Source organism: 'Nostoc azollae' 0708 (assembly GCF_000196515.1).
Lineage (GTDB): Bacteria > Cyanobacteriota > Cyanobacteriia > Cyanobacteriales > Nostocaceae > Trichormus_B > Trichormus_B azollae.
Window position 1 is genome coordinate 3,761,766 of record NC_014248.1, and the last position, 18,114, is coordinate 3,779,879.

Annotated in this window: 13 protein-coding genes and 3 pseudogenes; 7 read left to right on the plus strand and 9 right to left on the minus strand. The window is 38.2% G+C overall.

Annotated features, from left to right (window positions below; translation table 11 throughout):
• Nucleotides 1-12: 12 nt before the first annotated feature.
• Nucleotides 13-690 (plus strand): glycoside hydrolase family 24 protein, encoded by a 678-nt coding sequence (locus tag AAZO_RS17610; RefSeq protein WP_013192268.1) that lies wholly within the window; start codon nt 13-15, stop codon nt 688-690.
• 45 nt (nt 691-735) lie between these two features.
• Here AAZO_RS17610 and menH read toward each other — a convergent pair whose 3' ends face one another.
• Nucleotides 736-1,560 (minus strand): 2-succinyl-6-hydroxy-2,4-cyclohexadiene-1-carboxylate synthase, encoded by an 825-nt coding sequence (gene menH / locus AAZO_RS17615; RefSeq protein ID WP_013192269.1) that lies wholly within the window; start codon nt 1,558-1,560, stop codon nt 736-738.
• A gap of 622 nt (nt 1,561-2,182) precedes the next feature.
• Between menH and AAZO_RS17620 the strand changes: the two genes are divergently transcribed.
• Together AAZO_RS17620 and AAZO_RS27175 are read left to right on the plus strand one after the other, a co-directional pair.
• Complete coding sequence (locus AAZO_RS17620; RefSeq protein ID WP_049790796.1) at nt 2,183-2,860, plus strand: transposase family protein; 678 nt, start codon at nt 2,183-2,185, stop codon at nt 2,858-2,860.
• Between the two features lie 84 nt (nt 2,861-2,944).
• Nucleotides 2,945-3,963 (plus strand): annotated as a pseudogene (locus tag AAZO_RS27175) (IS701 family transposase).
• A gap of 348 nt (nt 3,964-4,311) precedes the next feature.
• Here AAZO_RS27175 and AAZO_RS17635 read toward each other — a convergent pair.
• Nucleotides 4,312-4,542 (minus strand): type III secretion system chaperone family protein, encoded by a 231-nt coding sequence (locus AAZO_RS17635; protein WP_049790798.1) that lies wholly within the window; start codon nt 4,540-4,542, stop codon nt 4,312-4,314.
• A 1,102-nt stretch (nt 4,543-5,644) separates the two neighbouring features.
• Between AAZO_RS17635 and AAZO_RS17640 the strand changes: the two genes are divergently transcribed.
• Together AAZO_RS17640 and AAZO_RS17645 are read left to right on the plus strand one after the other, a co-directional pair.
• On the plus strand, nt 5,645-7,033 hold the full coding sequence (locus tag AAZO_RS17640) for a GTP-binding protein (protein ID WP_013192271.1): 1,389 nt from the start codon (nt 5,645-5,647) through the stop codon (nt 7,031-7,033).
• Nucleotides 7,034-7,177: 144 nt separating this feature from the next.
• A complete protein-coding gene (locus tag AAZO_RS17645) occupies nt 7,178-7,450 on the plus strand; it encodes a Calvin cycle protein CP12 (RefSeq protein WP_013192272.1) in 273 nt (90 codons plus the stop codon).
• A gap of 67 nt (nt 7,451-7,517) precedes the next feature.
• Here AAZO_RS17645 and AAZO_RS17650 read toward each other — a convergent pair whose 3' ends face one another.
• The 4 genes and pseudogenes from AAZO_RS17650 to apcB all read right to left on the minus strand — a co-directional run bounded on the left by AAZO_RS17650 (nt 7,518) and on the right by apcB (nt 11,357).
• Nucleotides 7,518-8,330, minus strand: a complete 813-nt coding sequence (locus AAZO_RS17650; protein WP_013192273.1) for a TlyA family RNA methyltransferase — start codon at nt 8,328-8,330, stop codon at nt 7,518-7,520.
• An 840-nt stretch (nt 8,331-9,170) separates the two neighbouring features.
• A pseudogene (locus AAZO_RS31175) lies at nt 9,171-10,274 on the minus strand (IS630 family transposase).
• 40 nt (nt 10,275-10,314) lie between these two features.
• Nucleotides 10,315-10,632 carry a PDDEXK family nuclease gene (locus AAZO_RS17665; protein WP_228371272.1) on the minus strand — a complete coding sequence of 106 codons (318 nt, stop codon included), beginning with the start codon at nt 10,630-10,632 and terminating at the stop codon, nt 10,315-10,317.
• Between the two features lie 215 nt (nt 10,633-10,847).
• Nucleotides 10,848-11,357 (minus strand): allophycocyanin subunit beta, encoded by a 510-nt coding sequence (apcB, locus tag AAZO_RS17670; protein ID WP_013192274.1) that lies wholly within the window; start codon nt 11,355-11,357, stop codon nt 10,848-10,850.
• 508 nt (nt 11,358-11,865) lie between these two features.
• Here apcB and glnA point away from each other — a divergent pair.
• Complete coding sequence (gene glnA / locus AAZO_RS17675) at nt 11,866-13,299, plus strand: type I glutamate--ammonia ligase (RefSeq protein ID WP_013192275.1); 1,434 nt, start codon at nt 11,866-11,868, stop codon at nt 13,297-13,299.
• A gap of 146 nt (nt 13,300-13,445) precedes the next feature.
• On the opposite strand, the gene gifA is transcribed toward glnA, so the two are convergent.
• Nucleotides 13,446-13,646, minus strand: a complete 201-nt coding sequence (gifA, locus tag AAZO_RS17680; RefSeq protein ID WP_013192276.1) for a glutamine synthetase inactivation factor IF7A — start codon at nt 13,644-13,646, stop codon at nt 13,446-13,448.
• Nucleotides 13,647-13,940: 294 nt separating this feature from the next.
• Here gifA and AAZO_RS17685 point away from each other — a divergent pair.
• Nucleotides 13,941-14,891 (plus strand): annotated as a pseudogene (locus tag AAZO_RS17685) (class I SAM-dependent methyltransferase); the annotation flags it as partial.
• A 957-nt stretch (nt 14,892-15,848) separates the two neighbouring features.
• Here AAZO_RS17685 and patX read toward each other — a convergent pair.
• Together patX and AAZO_RS17695 are read right to left on the minus strand one after the other, a co-directional pair.
• Nucleotides 15,849-16,085, minus strand: coding sequence for a heterocyst-inhibiting protein PatX (gene patX / locus AAZO_RS17690; protein ID WP_013192277.1), 237 nt, complete (start codon nt 16,083-16,085; stop codon nt 15,849-15,851).
• 101 nt (nt 16,086-16,186) lie between these two features.
• Nucleotides 16,187-17,935 carry an FAD-dependent oxidoreductase gene (locus tag AAZO_RS17695; RefSeq protein WP_013192278.1) on the minus strand — a complete coding sequence of 583 codons (1,749 nt, stop codon included), beginning with the start codon at nt 17,933-17,935 and terminating at the stop codon, nt 16,187-16,189.
• Between the last annotated feature and the right edge of the window lie 179 nt (nt 17,936-18,114).

The window sequence follows — 18,114 nt, forward strand, 5'->3', positions numbered from 1 at the left end:
GACTAATGACTAATGACTTTTAAACTCAAAGGTGTAGAAAAACTAATAGCCCCGATAGCCTCGCTTTTGGGGTTTGTCTATTTATTACAGTGGTATATTGGTGACAATTTGCCTTTATCTTATGACCCCGTTTTTGAGCAAAAACAACCTCCTTTAGTTATGACGGAAGGTGATCCTTATATTCGAGCCTTAATGCGGACTATTTCGTTCAGTGAGGCTAATAGTAAACGTCCTTATTCTCTATTATATGGTGGTCAACAAGTAAATGACCTGAGTCGTCATCCTCAGATATGTGTGACTATTGTCGTTGGACCAAATACAGGTAATTGTTCTACGGCTGCGGGTAGATATCAAATTATTAATACTACTTGGGCTGAAATTGCACCTCGCTATCATCCCAACCCGTCTCAGGTAATATTTTGGTCTAGTTACAGTTTTGAACGTGAGTATCAAGATATAGTTGTTTATCGTTGGTTGAATGATCCAAAAGTTTGGGGAACTGATCTTTCTAAACTGTTGCGTCAGCAGCAGTTAAATGAAGTTTTACGCCGACTTTCCCCTACTTGGACAAGTTTAGGGTATGGCATAGAAACTAATTCTAATACCCAAGTCTTACCTAAAATTTATCAAAAAGTATTGGCTGAAGAATTAAGAGCTGCTAGTCAACCTAAACCGGCAAATATTAAATAATAGGAGTCAGGAGTCAGGAGGTAATAAATAATTTTCCCCATCTCCTCACACTCCACATCCTACACTAATAAAGTGATGCAGATTCTGGACAAATGACAATGTATTTTCCACGTGTGTATTATGTCCAGCTTGACTAATGATTTTTAGTTGGGCAGTTTTACATCTGTAGGACATCACTGTATTAATGTTGATAAATTTTTCGTCATTTTCTCCAACTAATAAAAGCAAAGGTATTTTATTTTCTTTAATATTTTCCCACAAGGAAGGCTGGTATCCTGTACCCATAAATTGTAATGATTTTGCTAATTCTAAAGGTTTATTTTCTAACCTACTTTCTAGCATTTTTTGATATTTGGGATGATTTTTGATCTTACTAAATATAGGCTGATTATACCAATTGTTTAGGAAAATCCGAAAATCACTTTTTTCCGTAATTGTCGTTAATTTCCTGGCAATTTGACTATCACTTTTAATTCTGGCTAATCTTTCTATGTTTGTCGCTAAACCTGGAGAAGCTGATTCTAAAATAACTTTGATAAATTTTTCAGGTAAATGTAGGGTTAAATATAAGGCTAATCTTCCTCCCATGGAATAACCCACTAAAAAGCATTTTTCTATTTTTAATTCTTCTAATAAATGGATTATGCCTTTGGCAATACATTCGATTTGATGATATTTATCATTTCCTAAAACTTGGGTTTTACCATGTCCGGGTAGGTCAAGGATAAGATAGGAAAAATCTTCACCTAGTAATCTTATAGCTTCATCAAATTCTTCAATGTTACCTATGAAGCCGTGTAAAAACAGAATTAAAGGTTTCTGAAGATTACCTGCTAAAGAATAGTTGAATCTATATTTTTCTAAATTCATTTTTTTAAAGTGCAGTAATAATTTATTACCTAATTTATTCCCTTTAAAGGGATGTGTATAAGATCTAATTTTTTATGTCTTATGCAACTATGTCACTCCAGTTTTTAAAACGTCTTTTCTTCAATAACTTTAATAGGAATGTCAATTTGAAATTATGTACCTTGTTCAGGGCCAGAAAGACAGCTTATTTTACCTTTGTGTTCTTCCACAAAAATTTGGTAAGTTTCCATTAGACCTATCTTTAAAATAAATGTTGTGGGAAAATAAATAGAGAAGATGTAACTCTGTATACCAGTAATATCCAGTCCCCTGGAAAGAATAGAATTATACCCCCAGGAATTAAAAAGACTAATTGGCATTAAGTATGAAGACTTTATCACATTAGTAGCATTAGCAGAAAAAAGGCATCTAGAGAAACAGGCAGAAATTGAAAAAAGAAAAATTAGGTTAATAGCGTCTGGAGGAGGACGTAGAGCAGAAATGGCCCCAAAGGAGGGAGTATGTCTATGCCTAGTAGACCTCAGAGAGAAGTCAACATTTGAAATTCTAGGATTATTGTTTGATCTATGGAGGATAAAAGCAAATAATACATTTAATCATATTTAATCATTGGGTAGAAATTTTGAGGAAAATTTTACCTGTCTCCCAAGTAGAAGAAGCAAAAAAAGATGAGCAAAAATATCAAGAGTTATGGGAAGAACTGAGTCAGTATGAATTACTAATAGATAGTGCAGAAAAAGCTATAGAAAGACTAGGTAACTCCCAAGAGCAGAGAAAATATTATTCATGCAATAAGAAAATACACACTCTGGAAAATAAATTTAGAGTATTGCCAGGAGGTGAAGATATAGTTGATATTTATATTGGAGAATTAGCTAATATAAGCAATATTACACTATTTAGAAATAATCACCGAAACCTACATGTCAAACCAAGATTCTTGGGAGACAAAGCTTATATAGGAGAAGAATTTATTACCAGACCTTATAATAAGCCCAAAAAGGCTGAAATTTCAGAGATTCAAAAAGAAGAAAATAAGAAAATATTATCAAGAAGAATTGGTGTTGAACATCTCATATATAGAGTCGAAACTTTTCGAGTAGCTAGTGATAGATTTCCTTTAGCTGGACATTGTTATAATCCGGTGATAATGGGAGTATGTGGATTAGTTAGGTTAGATCTAAATTATTCATTTATACTAAGTCATGATCAGGACTTAGGTAACTGGCACAGGCGATGGGTGAAATATAGTACATCGCTATTAAATAAATCGGATACCGAAAGCTTTATCAACCCATAAGAAGTAGCTGCAACAGGAAACATTATTCAAATATTCATGAGAAAATAGGTAGGAGATTGTATTAGATAAATGTTGCTGACGGTAATGAGGTTTACTAAACTTGATTACTACCAATACTTATAAAGTAGTCAAATTAATTATATATACAATTACTAATTGAGCAGAGCATTTAGAAAGTATTAGCCATAATGTAATTAACTATTATTTAAAAACCGAAAAGTTAACATCTCGTTTACTATGGGATAAGGTGAAAGAGGTAGTAGAACCTGATGGTAATGGGTACATCATATTTGATGATATTGTTTTACACGAAAGATATTCTGAAGAAATAGAGATGGTGAGGAGATAATATAGTGGTAATGAACATGGCATACTCCAAGGAATTGGTGTAGTCAGTTGTGTATATGTGAATCCTAAAGTTCAAAGATTTTGGGGAATAGATTACCGCATTTTTAATCCTGATGTGGATGGTAAAACCAAGATAGACTATGTGAAAGATATGCTGCACAACCTTGTGTATCATCAGCTTTTACCGTCTGATACGGTTTTTATGGGCACATGGTATGCAGTGAATAGTTCCATGCTGTATATTAATAGTTTAGACAAAATTTATTATTGCCCTTTAGAAAAGGATCGGTTAGTTGATGATACATTTGCCAAAGAAAAAGATAAACCTATTAAATTATGAGAATGGAGTACTGAAGAGTTAGAATGTGGTAAAATTATAAAAATTAAAGGGTTTCCCGCTCAGAAAAAAGTGAAACTATTCCGGGTTGCTGTTTCTACCAACAGAACGGATTATATCGCTACTAACGATTTATCTCAAAGTTCTACGAATGTTGTACAAGAGGTATGTAAAATTCGTTGGAAAAATCGAGTATTTTCACCGAGAGATTAAACAAATAACTGGTATTGAATCTTGTCAATGTCGTAAAGCTAGGCTTTAGAGAAATCATATTGCTTGTGCAATGTTGGTTTGGATTAGATTAAAGAATTTAGCCTATAAAACTGGTTAAACTGTTTATCAAAACAAGCATAGATTGCTTTCTAATTATTTAATTCAGCAACTAAAACGCCCAAGTCTTCCTATTTGCTTGGTTTGAGTTCAATTGTTGCGTGCCAGGGCTACATCCGGCCCCCTATTTGTGCCAGTTGCGTAAGTCCTGTATTTTTTTCTCTAAGAGATCGTTTATAGGACCCGTGAATTGTTCAGTACACAAACTACTGAAAGAGTATTCAAATACCACCAATTTATCACCCTTTTTATTTGTGGCAAGTGCCATACTGTATTTTCTCCAACCTTCCGTATCGGTTTGATTAATTTGCAACAGGATTTGTCTAGGAACTTCAACGTCAAAAACATTGTTAAATACTATCATGCTATTGTTTCCGATCAAATTGTTAGCTTTCGATTTGGGCAAACGCATCTACTGGGGACACATCACTCTCAATTACTGCCATAATTCCTGGCAGGTGTTGATCGATGTTACGTTGGCGTAAACTACCTGTTTAATTAGTGCAAAACTGAGGCGCTCACCTTCTGCATCAATGCTGGTTTTGTAGCGAATTTCCCCATCATTAAAATCGAGTTCAAAGTTGCCGATAATCATGCCATAATTTGCTCTAGTGATACATTCGGCTATCACTTGTTTTTTGTTTCCTAGGGCATTAAACCTATCCATAAAAGCTAAAAATCTTACTTTGAAGGGATTACAGGAGATATAATTGAGATAAAAGAGCTATCGTTGCTGAACGTAAAAATCAGGGTTTGGGGATGAAAATCTGAAAATCATCAAAAGTTTTGAGAAACATAGCTTTCTAAAAAGGTAAATATGAAATCTGATCATTCAAATATTATGGCTTAGTATAAATGAAGTATTTAAATGTAACCTAACTAATCCACATACCTTCTCTATCACCTGACTATAACGATGTCGAGCTAGACGAAATCTGTCACTAGCGACTCGAAAAATTTTCAGCCTACAAATGAGATGTTCAACAAATTCTAGAAGATAATTCCTTATTCTCTTTTTTTTCAGTTTCGGAAAGTTCGGCTTTTCTTAGCTTTTTGTAAGGTGTGGTAATAAGTTCTTCTCCTATAGTTAATTTATTTAATTCAAATTTCCCCTCCAGTTGACGCTATCCCACTGAGAGAGCTTTTTTACCTCCTCTCCGAGTTTTGAAATCGCCACCTTATATCCATAAAAAAGTATATCGCTTGAGGGGGCGACAAGCAAGGTGAAACCATTATATGACGAAGGTTTTACGTGATAGACCCCTTGAAAAACCCTTGGAAAAATTGATAAAAAACTGATGCTTATTGATAATAAACTGTGCAATTATCAGGTAGCTACGTCAGCATCAACCCTGAAGATAGGAAGAGAATGGTCTTGTTAATGGAACAAGTCATCAGTTTTATTCGCAACAAGTGGACATTTTATCAGTAGGGTGTAAAGGCTATAACCCTTATATAGAAACCCTTCCCGGTTCTTTATCACCCCCTCAAGTGTATCGCATTCATCCCACCCCTAAAGGAGGTTAAACCCTGAAAGCTAAAAAGATTTCAGGGTTTCACTGGTGGGCTTTCTGCTCTCATCACTGTAATTTTCGCAAGAGTGGGGAAAAGGTTAAAGGGTAAAGAAAAATTCTACCTCTTATCCTCTTTACCCCTTTCCCCAATTTCTGAAAGAAGTCCAATATCTACGGTACGCTGACATAAAAAGTTGATGTCCTAATCTTCCTGGCAACTGCTATAAGTGGATATGTAATCCATTTTTTTCTGCCTTGTCTCAGCCTAACTCAGTCCGTAATCTGCAAGAAACTCATTTAAACCGCGCCCGTGCTAGTCTCACACAAGCGATATCTTGGTATAGTTATCTCCGCAAGTCAGGACAGTTATCATCAAAACCAGAACTGGCAGGTTTGGTAAAACCAGAAATAGAAACCTTAATAGCTACACTCAACAAGCTAGATTCTAATGTGGTGAGAATAGCTGCTTTTGGTTTGGTGAGTCGGGGAAAATCTGCGGTTTTGAATTCTTTATTAGGGGAAAAAATTCTCCAAACTGGACCTCTCAATGGTGTAACTCAATGGCCTCGTTCTGTGCGTTGGAAACCAGGAGGAAAGGTGCTAGTAGAATTAATTGATACTCCTGGTTTGGATGAAATTGAGGGTGAATCACGGGCGCAAATGGCGCGAGATGTTGCACGTCAAGCAGATTTAATTTTGTTTGTGGTGTCTGGAGATATCACCCGGACTGAGTATCAAGGGTTGCTAGAATTACGAAAAGCCCAAAAACCCTTAATTTTGGTGTTTAATAAAGTTGATTTGTACCCAGAAATAGATAGGAAAGCTATTTATAAAAATTTACAACAATTGGGAGCAGGAAATCTGCACAATAAACCGTTATTACCTGATGAAATTGTGATGATAGCGGCTGAACCTGCACCAATCGAAGTAAGGATAGAATACCCGGATGGGAATTTAAGTTATGAGTGGGAAACACCACCACCCCAGGTAGATGAACTCAAGCAAACTATTCTGAATATACTAAATCGAGAAGGGCGATCATTATTGGCTTTAAATGCACTGATTCAAGCGCGAGATGCAGAAGCCACTATAGCTGAAAAAACCATTGATTCCCGTCAACAAGAAGCTGAAGATATCATTTGGAAGTTTACTAAATATAAAGCCCTTGCTGTCGGTTTAAATCCCGTTCCTGTTTTAGATATTATTGGTGGAGCAATTACCGATTTAGCGTTAATTCGTTCTTTGGCTAAATTGTATGGTTTACCAATGACTGGTTATGAAGCTACTAACTTACTAAAAAGTATTTTATTCAGTTCTGGTGGTTTGCTGCTGGGAGAAATAGGTAGTAATTTAATGTTAGGTTTAGGTAATACTACAGGTGGGATCGTACCTGGTGATAATCCCCTTAATATTACAGTCAGTGGTTTGTTTGCAAAGCTCACCGGAGGTATTGCTCAAGCTAGTATTGCTGGTTATGGTTCTTATATCATCGGTAAAGCCGCACAGGTATATCTAGAAAAAGGCTGTACCTGGGGACAATTAGGTGCTAATACCGTTATCCAAGAGATTTTGTCTCAAGTTGATAAAAATACAATTCTATATCGGTTACGGGAAGAATTCAGGGGTAAAATAGGGGATGTTTGAAATATTGACTCATCCACAACAGTATTTTTTATCTATAAACTCTCGACAATAGCATCTAAATAAGGTTAATAAATAACATTCTTCTCAAATCCAAAAGTGTAAGATCCAGATATCTTTATCTCACTGGAAAACGGTGAAAATATCATGACAAGTTTAGATGGAGTTTCTGCTATTAAATACTATAAAAATAGATCTAAAACCATTGAACAAACAATTCTCGAAGCAGTTGTGGAAGCTCGTGCTACCTGTGAAGAAAGCGGCATGAACTCAGCGAATTGTGCAGTAGCTTGGCATATTGTAGAAGAATTACAAGCAGAAAAAGCACATCAGAAACAGGCACAACATCGGCAAACACCCTTAGAAAGTTACTGCGAGATATATCCAGATGCTTTGGAGTGCTTAATCTACGACTTATGAAATTTTTTGGGATAGTTGGTAATTGGAAATCTAATTACCAACTATCCCACATTTATGATGATTATCTTTAACGAAAATCCGCAACAGCTGATTTAGTCATTTCCTCAACAGCATCTAAAGCCAGTGATATTGTCTCACTTTCCATCCCTAACCACAAAAGATATTCAATATTTCCCGCAGGGCCAGTTATTGGCGACCAAGTTAAACCTTTATATTTCCAACCTAACTCCAAGGCTGTTTTTAATACTTGCAGAATCGCCTCAGCATGATCTTTTGCATCACGCACCACACCTTTTTTACCGACGCGGTTTTTTCCAACTTCAAACTGAGGCTTTACTAATAAAACTGCTTCTTTAGGAAATTGAGTTAAACGCCACACCGCAGGTAAAACTTTAGTTAAAGAAATAAACGACACATCAACCACTGCTAAATCAGGCGAAGTCGCATTTTCAGGATATAATTCTTCTGGTTGTAATTGACGTAAATTAGTGCGTTCTTTTAAAATAACTCGTTCATCAGTTCTGATTTTCCAATCAACTTGTCCGTAACCAACATCAATTCCATAAACTTGAATTGCACCAGCTTGTAATAAACAATCTGTAAAACCTCCTGTAGAAATTCCCCCATCTAAACAAATACGTCTAGTTACAGAAATTCCAAAAAATTCTAAAGCTTTACCAAGTTTTTCACCGCCACGAGAAACAAAAGGAGGACGTTGTTTAACTTGAATTTGTGCGGTAATATCAACTTCAGTTCCAGCTTTATCAATTACTTGTTGATTGACCCTTACCTCACCAGCTTGAATCAGCCGTTGTGCTTGCTGACGAGAGGGAGATAGACCCAAATCTACTAATAAAGTATCTAATCGTTGTTTAACCAATTAATTCTATTCTCCTGGTAATTTTAAACCTAAAGCATGATGGATAATTTCTCCTCTGTTAACCAGGTTTTCTAATTCTTCTGATTCAGAATCACCTTCTTCTACTTCCAGAGAAGCTTCATTAGTATTATGTTCCCCTGAGCATTGGTAGATGTAGTAACATAGTTTATGTACTATACAGTCATATAAGTGAATACTTTATACTCGCATAACTCAAGTTGTTCTGATAAAAGCGGCTTTGCATATACATACACTTTCCATATCACCTAACAACTGGGTTTCACGAGTTAAGAAATTTCTTCAATTCTTGTATACAATTCTCGTATAGCTGCACTTGTATTGCGGTTATAGGCAGTTTCCAAACACTGCTGAAGAATCTTATGTAAGTTGAAATTGGGGAAATAGTAGCTATGGGTTTCAGGTAAATAGCTGTTTTGGTAAAGTTGATAAATAAACAGTTACTTTTGTTTGTACAGCCAAATTTGAGGAACTCTATAGGGTAGATAGTCGTTGATATCGGTATAAGTAGTAACACTGCTTACTAACACCAAATCCGGTGGTGGATCAATACTACAGATAATGCGATTTTTGCCAGATACTGCTTGCCAGTTATCAATATACCTCTTGCAGAATTAATTTTATGTTATAATAATGGAGGTTTATCTTTGTTTTAGCCAAAAGTTAGAGTTACACGGTTATGTTTGAATTAGGGAGCGCAAAGAACACCAAAAACACATAAAATCTAAATCTGTCTATAATACTACATAAAGAGTTTTGCAATAGGTCTCTTTTAAAGAGAGTAATCGGGTTCTAGTAGTCTGCCAAGGCAATTTTGCTGGGTTAAATACTCGGATATAAACGCTGCTTTTTTTACGTGCATCCTTGGTTCTAAAACCCCAATAAACACTGGGTTTTTGTTGATTACGCTGTGACTCCCAAGTAGCAATTTCAGAAGATAATATTCCTACATTAGGAATACGTCGTTCTAAGCATTAGCGAGATAACACTGATAATTCAATTTCTACTTGATTCAACCAGGAAGCGTGTTTAGGAGTATAGTGAAACTCTAATTTTTGAATAATGCGGCATGCTTCTTGTGGAGAGAAAACTTCATATAAAACACTTGGAGTATGAATGTTTAGGTTATCAAAAAGTAAAGGTATCACATCAGATTGGGGGTAATAAATATCTACTAAATCTTTTAATTGTTTAGCAAAATCAGCTTTTGTCCGACTTTGTGTAACTTAAATATGCCTCCACCCGGCTATTGGTTCAAAAAAGGCAAATAAATTTACAACACCATTGCGTTTATACTCACAATCATAACCTTCAGGTTGATGTGGTTCTGGTGGCAAAGGAAGTCTTACTTCTTCTACTAATTGATATGGGCGTTCATCTAGGCAGAGTGTAGGTTTTTTCGGATCATATGGCTCATTGTACAAATCCAAAACATCTTCCATTCTGAACACATACTCTGGGTTAACTTCGGGAATACACCACTGTTCTTTTAACCACGGGTTAATTTCATTTTTTTTAGAGTTTGGCGTATTGTTTCGTCTGAGATTCAATCTATGATACCAACCTTCACTAAATGCTCCGCTAATAATTGCATTGTCCAACGCACTCTTCCTTCTGGCGGATTAGAACAAGCAGTCGCAATCAAAAATGCTTCTTGTTTTTCATCTAATTTTTTGGGTTTTGGTGGATTTTCCCCATCCTTTAAAGCAAACTCTAATCCACCAATCACAAACTTTTCTCTTGTCCTTTCCACCTTGGCAACATGAACTCGAACTGCGGCAGCGCCGTTTCCTTTTCTCCCTCAGATACCATTCAAAGAATGTTTGCACGGTTTATACTTCTTGCTTTGTGCTTTCCTTTTTTGAGGATTGCTTGCAGTTGTAAAACTTCCTCTTCGCTTAAATCTACAACATACTTTTTCGCCATGGTTAACCCCTTTTTTGACTAGTTTATCAATTAGAGGGGCTTACCCAGCAACATTGCCTTGGTTGACTACTAGTCCGCTTTCTTCAGGGAGTTCCATCGTTATCGGGATGAAAGCATCAAATTCACGCTGAAGATAATCGAGAAGGGTAGTAATTACACTGGCGATCAGGTGAGCATCTCGTCCATGTTGTGGCAAAGGTAACATCAGTATGACTTCCCCATCTCGATATTTTAGTCGTGGAATTGTGCGAGCGCACCGTTGTTGACATAGAGCTTGATACTCTTCCCATGTTGCAGGCATCCGCACCACTGCACCAGGAGGAATTTGGGTTTTATCTGGTGATATCAGAGCAAACATAGCTTATGAATCAGACAGATAATTGTAGTTTTATTTTAGATAACAACATTTAGTAGCAAGCCCATAATATTTCATCAACATCCTGTAAATTCCGATTCTGACAGTTTTTAACAAAAGTAAACGCACCTTGTGCAAACAGCCAAAGTGCGATATTAATTTAGTCCGCCTTCGCGAACTTTGCTTGTATAGTTCTAATTTCTAATCACCAGGACTAGTTAAACATCCTGTTCACTCAACTCACGAGTGATATGGTCAAAAGGCTCATCAACAAAAGCAGTATTAGCAACACCAGCTGCTGCTACTTGCTCCTTAACAATACCCTTCATAATCTGAATACCTTGAACAGTCGAACCAATGGGTACACCCAAAGAATTGTAGGTTTCTCGTAACCCTTGTAATACACGCTCATCTAACACATTCATATTACCAGCCACTACCGCATAAGTAGCATAACGCAGGTAATAATCCATATCACGCAAACAAGCTGCATAACGACGGGTCGTATAAGCATTACCACCAGGACGAATCAATTCTGGTAATTCTTCAAACAATTTAGAACCAGCTTGTTTAACAATAGCTGCCGCATTAGAATTAATCACAGCTGCCGCTTGCACTCTTGCCGTACCAGTTTCAAAGTAAGACTTGAGGCTATCCATCGCATTCCGGTCAAGATATCTGCCGATTACGTCATAATTCTTAATTAAAGTTGTAACTGCATCGCGCATTCCTTTTTCTCCCAATCGTTGCTATCTATGATTTGATATTAATTTGGTTGCAGTTATGCACCATTGACGTTCTCACAACTTTAGAGGTGAGATTCTTGGGTTGCTCAAACCGTGAATCACTCCCGGACTTACAAAGCATAGCGTGTCCTTACAGACACCTCCTCAAGCTTGAGTTCGGGTGCGCCCCACCCTACCTGACTCAATTAAATTTTGCGCCATCTGCATAAATTATAGATACGGCACAAAACTTTCCATACCACCACTTAAAGGATTCTATGCCAAAGTTGACCCCGTTAAGATGAAGTTTCTTGTTTTGTGCAGATTAAGAAAGAAAGGTTAATATAACCTGTAATCCAGACAACCTTTAACGAAAACCACAAACTTTCCTCAAGTCAACTATTTACGATATTCCAGGTGGTGTGTCACAACTTGGGTTACCGCCGCAGGGTGAGGATATATTGGCAAAGTGTGGTTTTACTTTAGGAAATTGGGTACACAAGGAGTAACAATGACAACCCCACAAGAAGTGTTGAAAAGAATAAAAGATGAAAAAATTCAGATGATTGATCTGAAATTCATCGATACACCAGGTACATGGCAGCACCTTACGGTTTACCAGAACCAAATTGAGGAAAGCTCATTTACTGATGGTGTACCCTTTGACGGTTCCAGTATTCGGGGTTGGAAAGGCATCGAAGAATCCGACATGATAATGGTCTTAGATCCCAACACAGCTTGGATCGACCCGTTTATGAAAGAGCCAACTCTAAGTATTATTTGTAGCATTAAAGAACCACGTACAGGCGAATGGTACAACCGTTGCCCCCGTGTAATTGCCCAAAAAGCAATAGATTATCTGGCTTCCACAGGACTCGGTGACACAGCCTTTTTCGGTCCAGAAGCTGAATTCTTCATCTTTGATGATGTCCGCTACGACCAAACCGCCAATGAAGGCTACTATCATGTAGACTCTGTAGAAGGTCGTTGGAACACCGGTAGAAAGGGTAAAAACGGTGAAGTGGATGGTCCTAATCTGGGTTACAAAACACGCTTCAAAGAAGGTTACTTCCCAGTTCCTCCAACCGATAGCTTCCAAGATATTCGGACAGAAATGTTGTTGACAATGGCAGCTTGTGGCGTACCCATTGAAAAGCAACACCATGAAGTTGCAACCGGTGGTCAGTGCGAACTCGGTTTCAAATTTGGTAAGTTAATCGAAGCTGCTGACTGGCTGATGACCTACAAATACGTTGTCAAGAACGTGGCTAGAAAATACGGCAAAACCGTTACCTTCATGCCCAAACCCATTTTTGGTGATAACGGTTCTGGTATGCACTGTCACCAGTCTATTTGGAAGGGTGGTCAACCCCTTTTTGCAGGTGACAAATATGCTGACATGAGCGAAATGGGACTCTACTACATCGGTGGTATCCTCAAGCACGCTCCAGCATTGTTGGGAATCACAAACCCCACTACAAACTCTTACAAGCGCCTCGTCCCAGGTTATGAAGCACCAGTAAACTTGGCTTACTCCCAAGGAAACCGTTCTGCTTCTGTGCGGATTCCTCTGTCTGGAGACAACCCCAAAGCCAAGCGATTGGAGTTTCGTTGTCCTGATGCCACTTCTAACCCTTACTTAGCCTTCGCAGCCATGCTTTGCGCTGGTATTGACGGTATCAAGAACAAAATTCATCCTGGTGAACCCTTAGATAAGAATATCTATGAACTTTCTCCAGAAGAACTAGCTAAGATTCCTTCTACTCCAGGTTCTTTAGAACTAGCTTTGGAAGCACTGGAAGATGACCACGCTTTCTTAACTGCAACTGGCGTATTCTCAAAAGATTTCATTCAAAACTGGATTGACTACAAACTGGCTAACGAAGTGAAGCAGATGCAGTTGCGTCCTCATCCCTACGAATTTTTTTTGTATTACGATTGCTAATGGCAATTGAGCAATAATAGTAAATTTTTAAGCCACCCTCAAGGGTGGCTTTTTTTATAGAAGTAGCGGTATAGGGGAGATGAGGGAGGTGGGAGAATCATCTATTCCTCTGAACTCCTGGCTTCTGACTCCTGAAATCCTACTCTTTAGCTCATCGCTGCATTACTCCGGCTATAAAGGGTCTGAGTGGTAGGATCTACTTTCCCTTGAATGGGATTCCAATAGTGAGATACTTCTTCGGGAAGACCAAGTTCTTGTGCCGCACGCATCAGCATGGATTGTTGACGGTTTTTAACTTGCTGATGTTGACGAACCATTAATGCACGGGACTTTTCTTGAATAGACATAGCTTTAGTCCTCTCTATTTTTTATTAATAGAATTAATTTTCTTTCACACATTTATGATAGTAGCTGAAATTCTGTATCGTAAGCTACGAAATAGCAATTTCATCACAAAACTTCACACTTAAGTGATCGCAGCTTCCAGAATTCGAGTCAAAAGCCAGAAAGATCACCGCTGAATATCAAGGGTTTGATATCCCATAGCTGAAAATAGGAATTTTTCTCGCAAGAATCCTCTATTATTAATTTCTATTCAAATTTAATAATAATTAAGAGTAATAAAATTTAACTTATTTTTTATGTCCGACACCTTAACAAACCTAACCTATCAGACTGTTCAACAAGGAAAGAATTCTTTCAGTCTTGTGAGCAAGACCCTAACCTCACAGTTAACGAAGCTAGTGCATCCCACACTATTACCGATGAGCCAACATATCCCGCAAGAATTAATACTCAAACTGGAAAACAGATTGAACCAGTTGCTAGAAACAGACTGGCAAGATGGCCAAACAGGAATATATCCCCACAGTTGATTATTTGATCATTCTTGGGAAGACTTTTTCCGCTACTATCTATTAATATGGCTAGAGGTACCCCTGATATGGGAGCGAATCACCAAAAATCGCCTGCAATATCTTTCAGCAGAAATAGATCAAGAAGGCTATCCCAGCTACTGTGTGCAGAATTTTCATCACCAAACTAACGGTTATTTAAGTGACCTATGAGCTAATTTGTATGACTGATATGACTTACAGGTAGAAATTTTGTTTGGTTGTTTAGCTGATGCCATGCGGCGACCTATTCTCGCTCCCCTGAAACAGGGATTGGCAAAATTCCAATCTCTTCCACAAAAACAAATCCGAATTTTAGATGTAGCTTATGGAACTGGTCTGACTCTAAAAATGATTCGAGCCGCTTTACCTCAAGTTTCTTTATTCTGGACTGATTTATCACCAGCTTATTTGCCGAAAGCCAATGAGCTATGATCTCAAAATCCTGTGGAATTACCACAACTTCTACAAGCCAACGCCGAAGAATTGCCTTATCTAGATGACTAATTTCATGCAGTAACGTCTGTTTTTCTCTTTCATGAGTTGCCAGCGTCTGTGCGTCAAATAGGTATTGAGCAATGCTTCCGAGTCACAAAACCAGGAGGAACTTTTATTATTTGTGACTCGATTCAATTGAGTGATTCACCGGAAATGGAATTAATGATGAACAATTTCCCAAAAACCTTCCATGAACCTTACTAAAAGAATTACACTGCTGATGATTTGGTAGAGCGTTTGAAGAAGGGCGGGTTTAGTTAGATTTAGATGCGAAGGTACCTTTTTAGTAACTATTATATCGCTAACAAGCAGGCTTAATTATGGATTGTAACCGTTGACAATTTCATCCTGATCAGACAAGAGTTGTAAACGGCCGACTGCTGACTGATATAGCTACCAGCAGTACACCAAAATCAAATTTCTTGTCAGTCAAGAAGAGAAAATGGGAATTCCAAAGGGTTTAAAATAACGGGGGAAAGGGCAAGGGTTTTCCCCTTTCCCCATTCTCGGTTTCCTTCACAAGATTTGACATAATTTGGCTTAATTAAGCCTAGTTACAGCGATTCTCAGGTAAATTAACCATATATTTTTTCGCACCTAGATATAATGGCACTTCACCATTTCGTTAGCGTAGCGGATCGTCAAACCCTGCCTCCATAGCTCACTGACTGCATAGCATATCGTAGAGATAGAGAAGAGTAGGCACAAAGAAAAAAATACATCAACAGGAGTGTGGTCTAAATACTGAAAAATGCTGTAACTATCCAACTTGGTATCGCATCAACTTTTCAGCTAGGTTAGCACTTATATATCAGTGATGAGTAACTGGGTCACCAATACAAGGTTAGGTTTTTGCAATTACCGGATGTTTTGAAGAAGTACTAAACTCCAGTCAGTTGTGTAGTGCTTTAACTGTCTTTATCTCTGTCAGAGAAGATGAATTTACAGAACGGTTGTTGAGTTGTGTAGTGCTTTAACTGTCTATATCTCTGTCGAGGAAAATAAAATTTGGAAGTGTTGTTGAGTTGTATAGTGCTTAGGCTGTCTTTGTTTCTGTCCGACCAATTGTGTCCAGGATATGGGACACCCGATTATTCCGGTAAATTGATTTCTGTTCTGGTAATCAATTCTCCTAAAAGCAGTTTGACCCAGGGGGTGTTAAACGGCAGAACTTATGTTTAGGAAAAATTCTATGGACTCCTTACGTCCACTACCGCGATGAGGTGCTGGCTGTTCTGGTTGGTTAGGACCGGGTTTGGAATTGTCTGCAAGCAGCTTTCCTGAACCAGAATTAGCAATCAGCAAATGGGAAAGGCTAGTGAACATTGCGTCGTAGTTAAAAGCTAAGGAGCCGAATACCAGACTCGATACTAAAAGTGAAATGGCAGCACGCATAGTAGATGTCTATTTTAGAACTCTCTACTTCACTGATACTTAGCTTTTAGATAATGATCCGGACAATTTATAAAAAAGTATTGTATTTAACTGCAAAAAAATCAATTTGATACTTCGTCGATATGTTCGACAAGTAGCCAATTACCAGATAAATTTGCACGACCCCAGACAGTAAGCTTTTGATTTTGGGTCAGGAGTTGCAGTTGCTCATCAATGCATGATCCCAAAGTCACAACTTGCCAAGTTCTCGGTAATAATTGAGTTGAGTTTGTGATAGTAAACCTGTAGTCTTGTTGGTCTAGACGATTAAAAATGCCTATGAAACAATCAAGATTCGAGTAATCACGCGGTTCAACTGATAAACAAGGACAATTTCCACTGGTGGGATAGGTTTCTGAGTTATCTAAATAATGAATTTGCCAGTCTAACCAGTCTGGATGATTCATTGGTAAATTGAACAAGGGAACAATTGCAGTAGGTGATCGCTCATCAGTTAATAAAGCTGTTTGCAACTTCCTCACTGGCAAATCCCTGGGCTGACAGTTTAACTCACAACACAGAGCAGCTGCCATACCCGCTGCTTGACCAATACCCATGACTACAGGTTGCACTCTGGTAGCCCCATTAGCAATATGGGATACAGAAATATTTTTCTCACAGACCAGCAAACCATCTGTAGACTTAGGAATCAGAGAACGATAGGGTATAGTAAAGGGTGTTCCTGTCCAACGTCCCCCCCAGCGAATAGATTTGGGTTGCAGTAAGAACTTGACACCAGGATAATGATGGTCATTGGCGTAGTTACCGACTGCGATCGCATCATCAAACTTAGCGGCAACTGTACCACCTGCTAATGGTAGGATATCCTGCTCACAGACAGTAATGAGTCCCTCTAAGCGGCGACTTTCCCGAAAATAGGGATGAAGTGCAAAAGCTGGAGAGAGACTAGGAAAAACTCCTTCTGCTAAACCGTAGCGTCTACCAAGCTGAGTTTGGATAAAACGGGCAAAGTTCTGACTATGCCAGAAACATTCTTGGTTAAACTCACGTCTTGCTATATCTGACTTTATCAAACGCCCGACATCTTGGCCGTAGTCGTTGCCACAAATAGGCCAGTTGATCATAAACCGATTTCCAGGCAAACGTCCATAGTTCAAAAATTTTTCTGCCCCATAGTCATCCCAAGCCCCAGTAAACAGCAATGGGTCATAATTAGGAGCAGATGGAATTTCTGGGGCGATACTTTCCCCAAAATCCTCCATCAGTACAACCCAAGTCGGTGCTTGCACAGGATATTTTTCAGTCAGAGAGTTAAAATTTCCTGGTGCGCTAGTTTCTCCCCACTCTGACTTTAGTTCCCAACCCCAACGGTAAGGTACTTCCCCTAAAGCCAACAAATCTCCTAACTCTGTACCATCAAGAATAATTTTGGCGTTGACTGTGAAATCTGCAAAGCTTACACCTGTAATACAGTCTCCCTGATGCAATACTCCTAAAGGGATTCTTCCCGATATCCATTGTAGATTGGGTAATTCCTGCACCCAGGCTGCAAAAATTTCTGCAGCTATACGCGGATCATAACTAAAAAAGCTCACCCAACTATTATCTAATCCTCCTGGCTGTCGTTGGTGTAATTCTTGTATAAACGCTCCCCATAGACCTGTTTGGAAAGATTGTAATTCATTGCCATCCGTTGCAGATACGCCAGTATATGTTAACATTCCGCCTAACCAGCAGAATTCGCTAACCAGGATAGTTTTAGCGCCTCGTCGTGCTGCTTGGATAGCGGCCGCAGTTCCACCGGTTGCCCCTCCGACCACTAAGACATCTGTTGTATAGGTTTGATTCATATATTGATATCTTGAGGAAATTTGTCATGCTGATTATATATTGCATTAGATTAACTATTGGCGTAACTCACTGAAATTAAATTGAGATTATTTATGAATAAAATCTTGAAAATAGGTACTTTGCTGAGATAACTTACGAAGTTACCGATCTTTTATCTAACAAGACTAATTTTGGAATT